Origin of the sequence: Vibrio sp. RE86 (assembly GCF_013114545.1) — a bacterium.
Taxonomy (GTDB): Bacteria; Pseudomonadota; Gammaproteobacteria; order Enterobacterales; family Vibrionaceae; genus Vibrio.
Genome location: NZ_VTXI01000006.1, coordinates 183,506 through 198,105 on the forward strand (window position 1 = coordinate 183,506; position 14,600 = coordinate 198,105).

Sequence of the window (14,600 nt, forward strand, 5' to 3'; positions counted from 1 at the left end):
ATAGAAAGTAAGGGGCTGTTATAGAAGTGTAACTTATTGTTCGGAGTTGCTTAGGCTCCATACGTAAGCTGAAACCAGCTGAACTTTATCTTCGCCTAGAATGTCTTTCCAAGCTGGCATTACGCCAGAACGACCGTTCAATACTGTTTCAGTAACTTCTGCACGAGAGCCGCCAAACAACCAAACTTGGTCTGTTAGGTCAGGGGCGCCAACTGCAGGGTTACCTTTACCATCTGTACCGTGACACGCTGCACATACTACGAAACGAGCTTTACCCGCTTCAGCTTCACGTGCGTTCACAGAGCGTCCAGATAGGCTTAGTGTGTAGCTAACCACTTCTTTTACGCCTTGCTCACCAAGTGCGTCTTTCCATGCTGGCATTTGACCAATACGACCTTGCATTACCGTAGTAACGATCGCTGCTGGTTCACCGCCATATAGCCATGCATCGTCAGTCAGGTTAGGGAAACCTTTCTGACCACGAGCATCAGAACCGTGACATTGCGAACAGTTCTGTAGGAAAAGACGTTGGCCAACTTTTACAGCTTCGTTATCCGCTGCAATCTCAGGGATAGGGCGTAGCTCTGTTGTACCATCTACGTAAGCAAGCTTTTTGAATGCTTCGCCAAAATAGGTGTCAGCATCATCAAGCTCTTTAGCGTACTGAACCAACTGCTTGTTTTCTTGAGCGCGAGCGATAGACGCTTTTGACTCTTCAAGAGAACGAACCGTTTGGTCAGAACTCTGCCAACCTAATACGCCTTTGAAATTACCTAGACCTGGGTAAAGCGTTAGGTAAACAGCAGCGAAGACAAACGTACTTACGAAAAGGTAAGTCCACCACTTAGGTAGTGGGTTGTTCAGTTCACGAATACCATCGTACTCGTGACCCATATCTTCACCTTCTTCGACACCCATTTTATCTTTAAGGCACCAGTAAAGGACAGCGGCACAGCCTACTAGCGTACCAACTGTAATGATGATAATCCAAAGACTCCAAAATGTAGTCATTGCTTAGTCACTCCTTGTTCTTTTGCAGGCGCTTGCTCATCGTCAGCAAAAATAAGGTTCGCGGCTTCATCGAAGCGAGACTTACGACTCTTGCCGTATGCCCACCAAACCACACCTAGAAAGCTTACGAAAAGCACTATGGTCCAAATACTGTGAATAGTACCGATATCCATAATCCACCCCTTATTATTTCATTGCGTGACCAAGAGACTGAAGGTAAGCGATGATTGCATCCATCTCTGTTTTACCTTCTACATCTTTAGACGCGTTTGCGATTTGCTCATCAGTGTACGGAACACCAAACTGATCACGGAAAATAGTTAGTTTTTTCTGAGTGTTCTTACCATCAAGAACGTTCTCTTCAAGCCATGGGAAACCAGGCATGTTCGACTCAGGAACCAACTCACGTGGGTCAATTAGGTGAACACGGTGCCACTCGTCAGAGTAACGACCGCCAACGCGCGCTAGGTCAGGACCTGTACGCTTAGAACCCCATAGGAATGGGTGCTCATACACACTTTCACCAGCAACAGAGTAGTGACCGTAACGCTCTGTTTCAGAACGGAATGGACGGATCATTTGGCTGTGACATACGTTACAACCTTCACGGATGTAAACATCACGACCTTCCATCTCAAGCGCTGTATAAGGACGAAGGTTCTCAACAGGCTCAGTCGTTTGTTTTTGGAAAATCAGAGGAGTGATCTCTACTAGAGCACCCAAACTGATAGCAAAAACGATAAGAATCGCTAGTAAACCGACATTGCGCTCAACAATTTCGTGGCGATTATTCGAATTGTTACTCATTCTTTTAATCTCCTTATGCCGGTTGTGGGATAGCTTTTAGGCTATCTTTTGGTGCAGATACAGTCTTGTACGTGTTGTATGCCATTAGGAACATACCTGCTAGGAAAATAAACCCACCTAGGAAACGTACGAAGTAGAACGGGTAAGAAGCTTGAACAGACTCAACGAAGCTGTAAGTCAGCGTACCGTCAGAGTTTACTGCACGCCACATTAGACCTTGCATTACACCTGAAATCCACATTGCAACGATGTATAGAACAGTACCGATAGTCGCAAGCCAGAAGTGCGTGTTAACAAGGCTTACTGAGTACATACGCTCTTGACCAAATAGTTTAGGAACTAGGTGGTAAACAGAACCGATAGATACCATTGCAACCCAACCTAATGCACCCGAGTGCACGTGGCCGATAGTCCAGTCAGTGTAGTGAGACAGTGCGTTTACTGTCTTAATTGACATCATTGGACCTTCAAACGTAGACATACCGTAGAACGATAGAGATACGATTAGGAAACGAAGGATAGGGTCATAACGAAGTTTATGCCAAGCACCAGACAGAGTCATGATACCGTTGATCATACCACCCCAAGAAGGAGCGAATAGAACAAGAGACATCACCATACCTAGAGACTGCGTCCAATCAGGAAGTGCAGTGTAGTGTAGGTGGTGAGGGCCAGCCCAAATGTATAGAGAGATTAATGCCCAGAAGTGAACGATAGACAAACGGTATGAATAAACAGGACGTTCAGCTTGCTTAGGTACGAAGTAGTACATCATACCTAGGAAACCAGCTGTCAGTAGGAAACCTACCGCATTGTGACCGTACCACCACTGAACCATTGCATCCACCGCACCAGAATAAATCGAGTACGATTTACCCATCGAAACAGGGATCGCCATGCTGTTTACAATATGTAGAACAGCAACAGTGATAATAAAGGCACCGAAGAACCAGTTTGCTACGTAGATGTGAGAGGTTTTACGCTTAATCAATGTTCCGAAGAACACGATTGCGTAAGAGACCCAGACAACGGCGATGGCAATATCGATTGGCCACTCAAGCTCAGCGTATTCTTTACCAGAGGTGAAACCCAACGGTAGAGTAATAGCTGCTGCTAAGATAATGGCTTGCCAGCCCCAGAAGGTAAAGGCGACAAGAGGGCCACCAAATAGACGAGTTTGACAGGTACGCTGAACAACGTAATAAGACGTTGCGAATAGGGCACTTGTACCAAACGCAAAAATAACCGCATTAGTATGCAGAGGACGTAAGCGACTATACGTCAACCACGGCGTATCAAAGTTTAGCTGTGGCCAAACTAATTGAGCGGCAATCAAAACACCAACAGCCATGCCGACAATACCCCAGAGAATAGTCACTAAGGTAAACTGACGAACGACTGTATAGTTGTAGTTTTGTTCAAGCTGCTTTTCTTGGCTCATTTGCATGCTTCCAATTTCTAATTAACTACACTTTACTTCCAACACGACACATGTCGTAATGCCACCCAAACCTTTAAGAAAAACAACCTGAAACAATCAGTTAATTATTCTTGCCGATTTTAAGAAAAAGTGGCATTTTCAGGCGCCAACTATACTGCATTTAACAAATCAATGACAGAGTAGTAACCTTACGGTCGGTCAGGTTTTGGCCTTTTATTTTAAAACTTTGAAGTTTGTTACACGGAGAACTCGTCATAATGGCAGCCCAAAAACTCACACGAGGTCGTTTTGTTCAAATAATCATCATGTTAGTGCTTCTTATTACCGCATTTACGTGGAGAACAATGTCCTTCAATGCAAGCAATAATATCCAATGTGAGTTGAAACCAAATTGTACTTTTACTGTTAAAAATGAGCACTTCGAAGCACGAAAAGATGACGAAAAAATTGTCTTAGATAAGCCGTCAGATGAGTGGAAAATTGAACCACAAAGTGGGGATATGAAAGTCATTGAAAAGAGCGATCATTGGGTGATTTATCCCGATGATATCTCAGAATTTAATGTCACTTTAACCGATTTAGAGCAATCAAATTTAACAGGAATTACCTTTAGAATCTAACGCTCAGTTACCCTGTCACTTTAAAGGTGAGGTGATTAGCTTTGAGTAAAAAGTCGTTATCAGTCTTCACTATTTGCCTTTCTCATCTGACTAATCTTTGATTTTTAGATCATAATCTTAGCGTCTAATGTTTATAGAAATCATTCCTTATTGAGATGATTGATAGAATAAAAGTTACGTGTTTGTAATCTTAACTAGATCATTTCGAGAGAGCCTGTGTTTAAACAAGATGCATGATTGGGCCGGATGACTAAGTTCCAAACGACGTTAATGCCTTGTAGATACCCGACAAAGATAGAGATGAACAAAACTTGGTATAAAGCGTTGCACAGGTCAGTCTCTTTGATTCAAAGGCTTGTGTTCAGGATAACAATAAACTTATTGCAGCACATTCAAATTTCCGCGAGCTAAAATTAAATTATCGGAATGCATTGTCTGACATCATTTCGATGTAATATCAGACAATGCATTCACAATCCGAGGGAAATTCATCTGTGCTTTGTTAGATTGGGTTCAGAAAGGCTTAGCTTGTCTAATAATCAGTATTTAGAATCGAGAGATTATAAATACTGATTATTAGGTATTTTATGGTAAATCAATTATGTTGAATCAAATCTGTCATTTGATAGAGAGGTAACAATACATAGGTAATAAATTCATTATCAGAATACCTTATTTAACATAATATACATAATGCGCACTTAGCTATAGCTTCGCTAGGGCTGCTAATCCACAACATCAAACGACAGCAAGCTGCTGATATTCTGAATAAAAAGTATCTGCGACGTTTATTGACGGTTTCACACAAGATTAGAAATGATACCCCTAATCAATTTGCATAAGTGATTCTAACTTGATCAGGCGTTTACGTTCACTTTTGGCCGCGATATTTAGCGCAAAGTTCTTAATATCTGACTCGATCTCTTTCACCAGCATAGAGACAACATCTGTTGATAAGGTGGCATCGTTATTCTCTAATGCGGAACGAATTACAAACAATGTTTCATGTTTGGCTAATACGTTACCGTTCGGGTCGACAAGGTCATACTCAGCACCGACAAATACATCTAAGTCTCTTTCCCCAGCGCCAAAAATAGCGAGTTCAACCAATGCTCTAAATGGGATCAGCTCACCTAACTCAATAGACTTTGTTTTGGCTTCAAATCGCTCTAATCGTATATTCAAACTTACTGTGTCTTGGGATGTATTCGCTAACCATAACCCGTTTGAAAACCAGCGATTGATATCTGATCGCAAATTTTCTTTGACTGATTCTACGAAGACTTCTTCAACATTATCATTTTTATGAAAATACGTTTGAATCGGTGGAATATAAATATCGTCATAGAAATCTGGTGCTTCAATCACATTTGAAGCGCTAGTATTTGTTATGTAGCAAGCTTGTGGTTGTTCGAAAAAGTACTTGTTTACGCATATGGCGGTTACCGCTAGAAAAAAGAACGTAAGTCGACGAGCTCTTTTACTAATCATAAATATTTCCTGATAATGTGATCAATGCAACATTAACAGAATGACGTACCAACCTCAACCATTTAATGGGATTGTGTACTGATTAATAAAAACTGGATACCTTCATTAATTTAGTAATGACACACGACCTGGTTGCTGTGCCCTAACCATCTGAATCGCTTCTCCAGACATTTGCACATGTGCGAACCAAAAGGCTTTGTGCTTTTCAACAAAGACCTGACTCCTCTCCAAACCATCAAAAATTGCATAGCTTTGAGCCTGTGCTAACGCAATACCTAGTTGAGAACGTTCTAATACTGGCACATTATCTAAGTCTTCTTGGATTGCTGATCTTAAGTGTGCCGATGTTGGACCCCAATTAATCTTATCGATCACTTTTTGAGTTAACTGTTTTTCCAATTGGCTAATCAACTTAGGAACAATTGATAGATTAGGCTTAATATCTGCACAAGCGTAATACTCATCCCTCATATTGTTCTCTCGATAGAAGTTCATCCTTTGGATAAGTGCATCTTCATGAAATTGTCCAAAATGGTTAACGATAGAAAAGTAACTAATTGTACGTAGAACTCCGAGCATGATCCCCTGCTCTGGTTTGTTATAACCGATTTGTTCGAGCCTGATTCGTGTTACGTTTGACGTTAAAATCATGTGCTGCCACAGCTTAGGGGCGATTTTTTTCGTTGCAGGGTCTTGCCACCTTAGTAACGGCTTTGCCATGAGTATGGGAAATAGCAGGCTTGAGTTGTCGATGCCTAATGCACCTAGTGCTGCTTTAGGGTCTTGGATGTCACGAACTGACTTGCCTAAACGAACACAAAACTTGGGGTTATTCACGAGGCTGAGCAATTCCGACTTCAGGCGAGAGTCATTGACTAGAAGAACAGAAAGCTTGTTATACGTTAGCGATGGCGAGTATCCGGTGTCGATAAAGTATTCAAAATCTGGAAAACGATTAAACAACTTATCTACACTTAACGATGACAATTTTTCAGACATCATTTCATATGCATGCTCTGCAATATCCGAGACGACAAAACTATGTATTTTTTGCTTCTCTTCAATCGCTTTGCGTCTTTCTTTAACTTTCGAGCTTTCGCACTCTAACAACAGACGCTGGTTATCAGTGATTCGTTCTTTTTCTTCAAGGATTACACTGTCACAAAATTCACTTTGACGGCTTAATACACTATCCACATCTGACTGGTCTAGTATGTACTTTAAGCTAACTAGCCACTTGGCGTGACGTACTTTAGTCATCGAAGAAATCTTGTTAGCAAGCTCAGTGGCTTCTTTATTGTAGTTCTTATTTGTCGTCAACGAATATTGCATAGTGTTCATCATTAAATAATTATACGGTTAACTATACCATATATTACCTGTCGATATGTAGCCGTATATACTTCTCTACTGTTTGATACCTGTAACGTTGGCCCTTTCGCACTGTTTGTTTAGCAGTCTTACACAGTTTGTAGTCACCTGTAGAGCTAACTCTTTTGACAATAGCTGTAGAGCCTTTATGAGTCATCTCTATGAAAAGATCGCAGTACCCTTCTTCTCGGCTTTCCTTAAGAGAAAGCTCAATTTGTGTTTTAATTTTCTTAGCAAGTGGAATTGTTTCAGCATCGTCCGAACGAGCACCAAAGCTCGTTAAAGTTAAAAGGATGACACCAATGATAGATAGTATTTTCATGTTATTTACCTCTCAAGAGCAGAATAACAGTGAAAATACTTAGAAAAGTGGTTATGTACTATCTCTAGAAGTGAGTTAGTAGGAATATGTAACTGGTTAGTTTATCAGCGCGCTTTTTTATTGCCTTTAGAACGAAAGCCTTGATGAGGAAACACGTTACGAATACGTTGTTGAACCGATTTTGGCACTTTTTTAGACATCACCAACTTAGTTCCTGTACGTTGTTGATAGACCTTTAATTCTCCATCAAAAGGAGTTTTGTGCGCAATTTCCAATACATTATGTCGGAAACTTGGTGGAAAGTGGCCTTTTTCTTTTGTGATCTTTCCTTCTTGGAAACTCACTTTTAGAACTGGCCTGTCAACAGCCACTAGCCAAAAAATAACGACAACAGCAATAAGAACCACATAGAGCATGACTCTCTCCTTTGGTTAATCCAATAGTTTACTCAGGTCTTCTTTTAGGCTTGTGACGGCCTTACTTGCTTTTTCACTTCGAGACGCTTCTGATAAGAGATACTCTATAGCGTCAGACAAGGTACAGCCAAGTTCATTTGCACGATGGGATAGCTTTTCCCACACACGGTAGTCGAGATCGATCGATTTCTTCTTTGTGTGGATTTGTTCGGCATTAAAATGGCGTTTGCGCTTTGCTCTTATCGCTTGTTTTAGCTTCTTATCAAACTCTTCTGCCATGTGCTCTTCGATCCACTCGAGAACTTTGGTTGGCTCATGCTCAATTTTTCGAAGTTCACTTACCGCAGCGTCAGCTTCACTAGTGTCTATATGGCGTGTGATCGCCTCTCCGGCTTTCCATTTGTTGACTAAATAATTCCATTTCCAACCACACTCCAAGTTTTCTAGCTGCTGATATTTCATTTCAATGCCATATTTTAAACGTTATTGGTGACAGCGTAACCATAACTAAGCTCGGTTACAATGACTATTGTATTCGAAAAGCGACCCAGATCGTTAGATTAAATTATCTATATATACTGGCTCACTTTTTCTATATAATTTGGCTCCATTTTCAGGACAAAAATTGATTCAATGAACCAAGAAAGCTGGCACGCTGTTACGCCTCAATACTCTCGTTATGATGCACAAATCCAACGTTTTTCAGAACAGGACCCTGTTGATTTCTTTGAGATTCAACCCCGCTTAAAACTAGCGTTAGAGACGTTAACTCAGCTTAAAGGTTTCAGCCGTTTATTGGTGGTTAATTCTATCGATAATGCGTTCTATCGAAATATTGTAAAAGATGGCCTTAATCGCTTTGATGCGACATCTCCTTCTTTAACAACTGAGTCTCTAAATATAGCTTCTCTTCTTGGTTCTTACACTTGTGATGAAAAAGGTGACGTTGTCACCACATCTCCTGGCTTGTTAGACAAAGCCGAATCTGGCTATCTCGTCATTCCCGTCACTCTTTTGCTGGCAAACCCTGCCAGTTGGCAAGCCTTAAAAGCGGCATTACTTGGAGAAGCTATCTCACCGGTTAACGCCAACCCAAATCGAATTGCATCAAATCCACCGTCGAAAACATATGACGTCAAAGTTGTACTGGTTGGTGATCGTCACCAAATTGCAGATTTAGAATACTTAGAACCAGAACTATACACCGGTCTTGCACTTTTCACTGAAATTGAAACAGAATTTGCACTCAGCAAGGAGTCTGTTGAGCTGTATCTCGGATTTTTGGCTTGGCTTATTAAAAGGTATGAGCTCCCTAGCCTGTCGTTTGGTGCGATTCATCGGCTAATGAATGCTGGCGCACGGTACACCGAAGATCAGCATTATATGCCTATTGAAATTCTCTGGTATCTTTCGTTGTTCGAAGAAGCTCGCCTTGGTTCTAGTAATCAGCTTCTCTCTGAAGTTCATATTGATAAGGCATTGGATAACAAATACCGAAGAGAAGCATACCTTCCAGAACGAGCATTAGCTGATATTACAGATGGTCAGGTGATCATCGAGACGCAAGGTGAATGCGTGGGACAAGTTAACGGTCTGACAGTTATAGATGTTCCCGGCCATCCGATGTCTTATGGCGAGCCTGCGCGAATCTCTTGTGTTATCCATTTTGGTGATGGTGATATCTCTGACGTAGAGCGCAAAGCTGAGCTAGGTGGCAATTTGCATGCTAAAGGCATGATGATCATGCAAGCATTTGTAAGTAGCGCTCTTCAGCTTGATGAACCTTTACCTTATTCTGCATCTGTCGTATTTGAACAATCTTACAGCGAAGTCGATGGCGATAGCGCCACTCTTGCAGAGCTTTGTTCATTTGTCAGTGCACTATCTGAATACCCTATCAACCAGCAGATTGCAGTAACCGGTGCGGTTGACCAGTTTGGTCGAGTACAAGCAGTCGGTGGCCTTAATGAAAAAATTGAGGGCTTCTACCACGTCTGTAAGCATCAAGGGTTCACAGGTCATCAAGGCGTCGTACTGCCAAAAACCAACCTCAAACATTTGGCGTTGAACAAAGATGTCGTCGAGAGTATTAAGAAAGACGAGTTTCACATTTGGTCTGTGACGACGGTCGATGAAGCAATTCCTATCATTATGGGTAAACCATTCCGTGGTGATGACGAAGAGAGCGTGATTAGCAAAATTGCGCAACGTATTGAAAACTTTGAGCGACATGAACATCCGCAAGGAATTGTGGAGCGCATCAAAAACTGGTTCGTTTGAACAAATTTTGATGTGAATTAATACTGATCGGAGTTGTTTAGCGTACACGTGTTCACTAACATGCTTCTATCAAATTTTGGAGTAATTGATAATGCAAAACAAACGTGATTCTTATAACCGTGAAGATCTTCTAGCATCAAGCCAAGGTGAACTGTTCGGTCCGGGTTACCCACAACTGCCAGCGCCTAACATGCTAATGATGGACCGTATCTCTAAGATGTCTGAAACTGAAGGCGACTACGGCAAAGGTCTGATTCTTGCGGAGCTAGACATTACTCCTGATCTTTGGTTCTTTGATTGCCACTTCCCTGGCGACCCAGTAATGCCTGGCTGTCTAGGTCTTGATGCAATGTGGCAGCTTGTTGGTTTCTTCCTTGGTTGGGCTGGCGGCAAAGGTAAAGGTCGTGCATTAGGTGTTGGCGAAGTGAAATTCACAGGACAAATCTTACCAACAGCTAAAAAAGTAACTTACGAGATTCACATGAAGCGTGTTGTTAACCGCAAACTTGTAATGGGTCTAGCTGACGGCCGTGTTCTTGTTGATGGTAAAGAAATCTATGTGGCGAAAGATCTTAAAGTCGGTCTTTTCCAAGATACTTCTGCATTCTAAATTAAGTAATCATTTTAAAAGCGACCAACTTGTGTCGCTTTTTTAGCAACGGTTCATTTAGTTATAGTGCATTAGAGTTATTATTTAAAGCCCCTTTCGGGGCTAGATTCCTTTGCAGTATGTGGATTGGATGTTATTTGTAGAGACCAGTTTGTTTGTCTTCTCTGGCATCGCGCCAACCACCAAGCCAATAAGAACGAGCATCCATCTGCTGATATGGGCATGCCTCCATCGAGCGGCCGTTTAAGCCAGCTTTATATCCTTGAGATTGAGCTCTTTCTAAGCGGTCACGCTTTTGTCTCTTCATAGTGTCGTCCTCATACATAAAATGTTTCTTAACGTACTACTGCTAATTAGCTAGACATCTTAACCAAACTGCACTAACTAATTGTTGTGAAGCTTTTATGGCTTCCTGATTAAGATTCGATCAACCTGCCCTCAAATTCAAGTTAAAAAAAAGGCACAGATTCAAAACTGTGAACCTGTGCCCTTATTCAATATTTCACTTATTTTCTACGGAACCCAAGCAGACCCAATAGTGTCAGAGCGAAAATGCCGAGTGTTCCACCTTGGCGTTCTACAGTACTTGTTTCTACTGGACGCTCAGTTATTGACGAACTACCGGAAATAGGAACAAGTTTAACAGCAACAAGTTTTGAAGTGCTGTTACACGCTGCATCAATAGCATCACTTGCATATCCACCAGCACAATAGAATGCCGTCGCCGCGATAACACCTGCGTCGTTGATATCACCCGCTTGAATAATGCGGTAATCGTTGTTTGAACCTAAGGCATTATCACCGTAAGTTAGGTTATCAAGGTACCATGCTTTACCTTGAAGTGGCGCTTGAGTTTTGCTTGTTAACTGGGTTATGAAGCCACGTTGCGCACGAGGTTTACCATCAACTTCACGGTGTGTTTCGAAGTCCACCGTACCAACGACTTCGTCGTACTTGTTAATTCCACCAACTAAACCGTTAGCACCAGTAAAGAAGATATCGCCTGAGAACACTTGAGCCGATGGGCTCGTTAAGTCTGTAACATAGAACAATCCATTGCTGTATGCACCGTTACTGATAACATCTCGCAATTTATACGTACCTACCGCAACCCCATTTTCGCTCACTGCTGTAAGTGTAGAGTTGAGATAGTTATCAAGGTTACGGTCGCCACTATCGAAACCAGTAACAAACGCTGGATTCCACGTGTCACCATCTGTCGAAGAGAAAACACTCGCTCTCAAACGCTCTTCCACATCACTGTTATAACCGACAGCGTAAAGAGTAGAACCGACTTTGGTAATATCACGAGCAGCGCCTTGAGGCATAACACGATCGCGTGCAGCAGCATTATCCCAAGCAAGTTGGTTTACAACACCGTCTTTCCAAATCGTAGCTTTTGATGTGTAATCCGCCCCCGAACCATTCTGGGTCGAGACACTACCAACGGTGTAAGTAACTGCACCATCGACATATTGCGCCCAAGCTCTTGAGCGATCACCGTCGGTAAACGTGTCAGTATTCGCGAATGCCGTATTACGTCGCGTCGAAGTCTGGTAGTTACCAACTGGCTCACCGGCAGCATTGATACTGTTAGCAATAACATTACCCTGTGATGATTGAACATCGGCATTTTCAAGAAACGCTTTCGAGTTGTTTATGTCACTATTCTCAAATTCGTTTGCGAATCCGTTTGTATACTGAGTATTCGCCCAGTTTTCACATAGAGAATCTGTGTAACCTAAGTAGTTGTAACAGTATGAACGGAAATTGTCGTAAAGGTTGTCACCGGAATCGATGTAATCAAAGCCGAAGTTGATAAGAAATGGTGACTCATCGCGGTACTGAAACCCTTCTTGATAACGTTTACCTTCGTACGCAATATCAGACGTTCCTTGATCGCAGTTTTCAGTAAAACAATTCGTCTGACCTAAATCTGTGACCGGAGAAATCGCTACCCCATAAGTCTGCGCGGCAGATGAATCGTCATATTGATATACATTGTATAACGCCGCATTTGCAGCGAAAGAAGCAGCGACGGTTGCCGCTACTGTTGAAATCTTAAAAATTTTACTACTCATTTACTCTTAACTTTCCTGTTGCATTGCTTCGAGCTCTTCCCAGCGTTCGAAGGCAATCTCTAATTCCTGCTCAGTTGCAGTAAGCTTATCAAGCACTGGCTGTGTTTCCTCTACAGGCTTTGAGAAGAAGTTTGGATTATTGACTTTCTCCTGTAGAGTCTCGATCTCGCTTTCAAGTTCTTCCAACTTAACTGGCAATGCTTCTAACTCTCGTTGCAGTTTATAAGATAATTTCTTTGGCTTACTCTTAACGTCTGCAGTTTTGGGAGTTTCCTCAACCTGTTTAACCGATTTCGTCGGTTTTTCAGTCGATCGTGACTTCAAAGTTTGCGCGCGTTGTTGCTGCGCATCGTGATAACCACCCACAAACTCTTCAATGACACCCTCGCCTTCAAAAATCCAACTTGTCATTACCGTGTTATCAACGAACTGACGATCGTGACTTACAAGTAGCAACGTACCCTGATAATTGGCAAGTAAATCTTCTAAAAGTTCCAAAGTTTCGATATCTAGATCGTTGGTTGGTTCATCGAGTACCAGTAAGTTGTTTGCTTTGAGGAAAATACGAGCGAGAAGAAGTCGGTTCTTTTCGCCACCTGACAACGCTTTGACGGGAGTACGAGCACGTTTAGGTGCAAATAAGAAATCTTGCAAATAGCTGAGCGCGTGTCGCTGACGACCTCCAACCATAACCTCTTGCTTGCCGTCTGCAAGATTGTCGATGACTGACTTCTCTGGATCTAGAATTTCACGGTATTGGTCGAAGTAAGCCACTTCAAGCTTAGTACCACAATGCAAACGACCAGACTCTGGTTGAAGATCATTAAGAAGAAGTTTCAGTAACGTACTCTTACCACAGCCGTTCGGGCCAATCAGGGCAATACGGTCGCCACGCATAATGTTGAACGAGAAATCTTTAACGATAGACTTACCGTCAATGCTGTAGCTAACACTCTCTGCTTCAAAGACAATCTTACCCGAGCGATTCGCATCGTCGATTTGGATGTTTGCTTTCCCTTGCACTTCACGTCGGTCTTGGCGCTCTTCACGAAGCTTTTTCAGTGCTCGAACACGCCCTTCGTTGCGAGTCCGACGCGCTTTGATGCCCTGGCGAATCCATACTTCCTCTTGAGCGAGTTTTTTATCGAACTCAGCGTTTTGCATTTCTTCAACGCGAAGCATTTCTTCTTTCTCTACAAGGTAGTTCTCATAGTTACCTGGGAAAGACGCAAGCTTGCCGCGGTCAAGGTCAACAATGCGCGTTGCCATAGACTTGATGAACGCACGGTCGTGAGAAATGAAGATGATTGAACCACGGAAGTCTTTTAAAAAGTTCTCAAGCCACTCAATAGTGGTCACATCAAGGTGGTTAGTTGGCTCATCAAGGAGAAGTACATCAGGATCGCGCACCAAAGCTCGTGCAAGCGCCGCTTTACGCTGCCAGCCGCCAGATAAGTCGGTCAGCTTTGTTTGACCATCCAGTTTCAGTGCCGCCAATACATTTTTGATGCGGTCTTCAAAACGCCATGCACCGTTGTGCTCGAGCTCTTCTTGAATACGCGCTAGCTTGTTGATGTTTTGTTCTGATGGGTCGATAGAAATAAGATCGAGCTGATCTTGGTAGATCTTAAGCTTTTGACCAATTTCAGCCAATCCACCAGCAACATAATCAAATACTGAGCCTTCTTGGTTGCGCGGCGGGTCTTGCTCTAGACGTGAAACAACAACATCTTGGGTAACGGTAAGTTTACCGTCATCTAAGAGAACATGCCCCGCTAGAACTTTCATCAACGTCGACTTACCCGCACCATTTCGGCCAACTAAACAAACGCGTTCGTTTTCTTGGAGTGCAAAGTCAGCACTATCGAGTAAAGGGTGATCGCCGTACGCCAGCAATCCGTTATTTATCGTAAGTAATGCCATTATTATCTAACCAAACTTGTAGCTGTTCTAAATCAAAGGGCCAGTTAAGTTCATTTCCGTTGAAGTTAAGCACGGGAATAGTGACACCGTAACGAGAAAATAGCTCATCGTCGAACGCAATATCGACAATATCGACCTTATTTGAAATGTTGATTTGTTGAGTAAGAGAAAATGCCATCTCACATAGATGGCACCCTTCTGTACTGTATAAAGTGATTGAGTTCACC

At 42.4% G+C, this 14,600-nt stretch carries 16 protein-coding genes; 3 read left to right on the forward strand and 13 right to left on the reverse strand.

The annotated features are described in order from the left end of the window. Positions 1–33: 33 nt before the first annotated feature. From ccoP to ccoN, 4 genes are read right to left on the reverse strand one after another with little or no spacing between them, the layout of a single operon-like run. Positions 34–1,011 carry a cytochrome-c oxidase, cbb3-type subunit III gene (ccoP, locus tag F0231_RS08380; RefSeq protein ID WP_171759271.1) on the reverse strand — a complete coding sequence of 326 codons (978 nt, stop codon included), beginning with the start codon at positions 1,009–1,011 and terminating at the stop codon, positions 34–36. Further along, a complete protein-coding gene (locus F0231_RS08385) occupies positions 1,008–1,184 on the reverse strand; it encodes a cbb3-type cytochrome oxidase subunit 3 (protein ID WP_171759272.1) in 177 nt (58 codons plus the stop codon). The genes ccoP and F0231_RS08385 overlap by 4 nt, the downstream gene beginning before the upstream one ends. Before the next feature lie 13 nt (positions 1,185–1,197). Then, on the reverse strand, positions 1,198–1,818 hold the full coding sequence (ccoO, locus tag F0231_RS08390; RefSeq protein WP_171759273.1) for a cytochrome-c oxidase, cbb3-type subunit II: 621 nt from the start codon (positions 1,816–1,818) through the stop codon (positions 1,198–1,200). A 13-nt stretch (positions 1,819–1,831) separates the two neighbouring features. Further along, positions 1,832–3,259 (reverse strand): cytochrome-c oxidase, cbb3-type subunit I, encoded by a 1,428-nt coding sequence (gene ccoN / locus F0231_RS08395; RefSeq protein ID WP_171759274.1) that lies wholly within the window; start codon positions 3,257–3,259, stop codon positions 1,832–1,834. A gap of 257 nt (positions 3,260–3,516) precedes the next feature. On the opposite strand from ccoN, the gene F0231_RS08400 reads away from it, so the two are divergent. Further along, a complete protein-coding gene (locus F0231_RS08400; protein ID WP_171759275.1) occupies positions 3,517–3,879 on the forward strand; it encodes a hypothetical protein in 363 nt (120 codons plus the stop codon). An 825-nt stretch (positions 3,880–4,704) separates the two neighbouring features. Here F0231_RS08400 and F0231_RS08405 read toward each other — a convergent pair. The 5 genes from F0231_RS08405 to matP all read right to left on the reverse strand — a co-directional run bounded on the left by F0231_RS08405 (position 4,705) and on the right by matP (position 7,941). Beyond that, positions 4,705–5,370 (reverse strand): hypothetical protein, encoded by a 666-nt coding sequence (locus F0231_RS08405; protein WP_171759276.1) that lies wholly within the window; start codon positions 5,368–5,370, stop codon positions 4,705–4,707. A gap of 105 nt (positions 5,371–5,475) precedes the next feature. Next, on the reverse strand, positions 5,476–6,702 hold the full coding sequence (locus tag F0231_RS08410) for an HDOD domain-containing protein (RefSeq protein WP_171759277.1): 1,227 nt from the start codon (positions 6,700–6,702) through the stop codon (positions 5,476–5,478). Positions 6,703–6,745: 43 nt separating this feature from the next. Beyond that, positions 6,746–7,063 (reverse strand): hypothetical protein, encoded by a 318-nt coding sequence (locus F0231_RS08415; RefSeq protein WP_171759278.1) that lies wholly within the window; start codon positions 7,061–7,063, stop codon positions 6,746–6,748. 104 nt (positions 7,064–7,167) lie between these two features. After that, the gene (locus F0231_RS08420; RefSeq protein WP_171759279.1) at positions 7,168–7,479 is read right to left on the reverse strand and encodes a DUF3634 family protein; all 312 of its coding nucleotides are present in this window, start codon (positions 7,477–7,479) and stop codon (positions 7,168–7,170) included. A 15-nt stretch (positions 7,480–7,494) separates the two neighbouring features. Then, positions 7,495–7,941 carry a macrodomain Ter protein MatP gene (matP, locus tag F0231_RS08425; protein ID WP_171759280.1) on the reverse strand — a complete coding sequence of 149 codons (447 nt, stop codon included), beginning with the start codon at positions 7,939–7,941 and terminating at the stop codon, positions 7,495–7,497. Between the two features lie 171 nt (positions 7,942–8,112). On the opposite strand from matP, the gene F0231_RS08430 reads away from it, so the two are divergent. Together F0231_RS08430 and fabA are read left to right on the forward strand one after the other, a co-directional pair. Beyond that, entirely contained in the window at positions 8,113–9,759 is a 1,647-nt protein-coding gene (locus tag F0231_RS08430; RefSeq protein WP_171759281.1) for a Lon protease family protein, read from the forward strand. Positions 9,760–9,850: 91 nt separating this feature from the next. Further along, complete coding sequence (fabA, locus tag F0231_RS08435; RefSeq protein ID WP_171759282.1) at positions 9,851–10,369, forward strand: bifunctional 3-hydroxydecanoyl-ACP dehydratase/trans-2-decenoyl-ACP isomerase; 519 nt, start codon at positions 9,851–9,853, stop codon at positions 10,367–10,369. 133 nt (positions 10,370–10,502) lie between these two features. Here the strand turns inward: fabA and rmf are convergent, their stop codons facing one another. From rmf to F0231_RS08455, 4 genes are all read right to left on the reverse strand, one after another. Beyond that, positions 10,503–10,676, reverse strand: a complete 174-nt coding sequence (gene rmf / locus F0231_RS08440) for a ribosome modulation factor (protein ID WP_171759283.1) — start codon at positions 10,674–10,676, stop codon at positions 10,503–10,505. Between the two features lie 199 nt (positions 10,677–10,875). Next, positions 10,876–12,450 carry a DUF3466 family protein gene (locus tag F0231_RS08445; protein ID WP_171759284.1) on the reverse strand — a complete coding sequence of 525 codons (1,575 nt, stop codon included), beginning with the start codon at positions 12,448–12,450 and terminating at the stop codon, positions 10,876–10,878. Between the two features lie 6 nt (positions 12,451–12,456). Further along, entirely contained in the window at positions 12,457–14,373 is a 1,917-nt protein-coding gene (locus F0231_RS08450) for an ABC transporter ATP-binding protein (RefSeq protein WP_171759285.1), read from the reverse strand. Next, positions 14,351–14,599 (reverse strand): glutaredoxin family protein, encoded by a 249-nt coding sequence (locus F0231_RS08455; protein ID WP_367613466.1) that lies wholly within the window; start codon positions 14,597–14,599, stop codon positions 14,351–14,353. The genes F0231_RS08450 and F0231_RS08455 overlap by 23 nt, the downstream gene beginning before the upstream one ends. Position 14,600: the final 1 nt, after the last annotated feature.